Annotated in this window: 2 protein-coding genes; one reads left to right on the forward strand and one right to left on the reverse strand. The window is 63.3% G+C overall.

The window, feature by feature from the left end; translation table 11 throughout:
* Window positions 1-203: response regulator transcription factor (locus ACZY0B_RS27490; RefSeq protein ID WP_463767376.1), on the reverse strand; the 203-nt coding region annotated here is incomplete at its 3' end.
* Between the two features lie 113 nt (window positions 204-316).
* On the opposite strand from ACZY0B_RS27490, the gene ACZY0B_RS27495 reads away from it, so the two are divergent.
* Window positions 317-1,342, forward strand: a 1,026-nt coding sequence (locus tag ACZY0B_RS27495) for a sensor histidine kinase (RefSeq protein ID WP_463767378.1), incomplete at its 3' end; no start/stop codon positions are given.

Consider the following 1,342-nt stretch of genomic DNA (forward strand, 5'->3'; position numbering starts at 1 on the left):
ATGCCGGGCATCCGGAAGTCGAGCAAAGCGACGTCGGGACGGTGCTCCTTGATCAGCTCCAGCGCCTGCGTGCCGTCATCCGCCTCGCCGACGACGTTCACCTCACCGCTCAGCGCGAGCGCCCGCACCACCCCTTCACGGAAGAGCGGGTGATCATCGCCGACAACGACGCGGACCTTCTCGGGCGTTGCTGCGCCGGCCATGGCGGACAGTGTAGCGGGTTGCCGCACCAGCGCGGATTGCCACGACGGACCACCTGATGCGGGTTTTGCCACATAGCCCCAAGGCGGCGAGTGCAAGTGAGTACTGTGTTCGCGTGGCGGATACCAGCGACGCAGAATTGCATCGGGTACGCAGAGTTGCCCAGCTGCGCTCGTATCGCATTGCGTCGGTGGTTCGGATCGGTGTGGTGGGCTTGATGGTCGCCGCCATGATCATCGGTACGCGGCGATCGGAGTGGCCGCCGCAGAGCATATTGATTGTCGTCTACGCGTTCGTTGCGCTGTGTGCCGTGGCGCTCGCGTTTTCACCGTTCCATCAATGGCTTGCCCTGGGGCGACTCGAACCGGTTGCGTTCACGGTCATTGACGTTGTTGCGTTGACTGTCTTTCAGTTGCTGTCCACCAACGGAATCTATCCGCTGCTGATCATGACCATGCTGCCGATTCTGTTGGGCCTTGACGTCTCGTCGCGGCGCGCCGCGGTGGTGCTGATCTTCTCCATGGTGGGGTTTGCGATCGCGGTGCTCCAAGACCCGGAGATGCTGCGCTCGATCGGATTGTTCGAGGCCACTTTTCGCTTTGTGCTGTACGGGTTCCTGTGCGCCACGGCGTACGTCGCGGTGCGCATCGCGGAACGGCACACCCGCTCGGTGGCCGGCCTGAGCGTGCTGCGAGAGGAATTGCTTGCTCAGACGATGACGGCGTCGGATGTGTTGCAGCGCCGGATTTCGGAATCCATTCACGATGGAGCGCTTCAAGACATCCTCGCGGTGCGGCAAGAACTCGTCGAGCTGGAGACCGCACTGCCCGGCGACGAGCGCATCGAGCGTGCGCTGGCCGGTCTTCAAAATGCGTCACAAAGCTTGCGGCAGGCGACTTTCGAGCTGCACCCGGCCGTGCTCGAGCAGGTCGGCCTGGGAGCCGCGGTGCATCAGTTGGCCTCCGATGCCGCGCAGCGCTCGGGCATCAAGATCTCCACCGACATCGACTACCCGGGCCGCAATGAGATCGACCCGATCGTCTTCGGTGTGGTGCGCGAATTGCTGTCCAATGTCGTGCAGCACTCGCACGCCGGCCAGGCATCGATCACGCTCGGCGTCACCGACCACAGATGTGTTCTG

The organism is Mycobacterium sp. IDUB_19 (genome assembly GCF_055419445.1).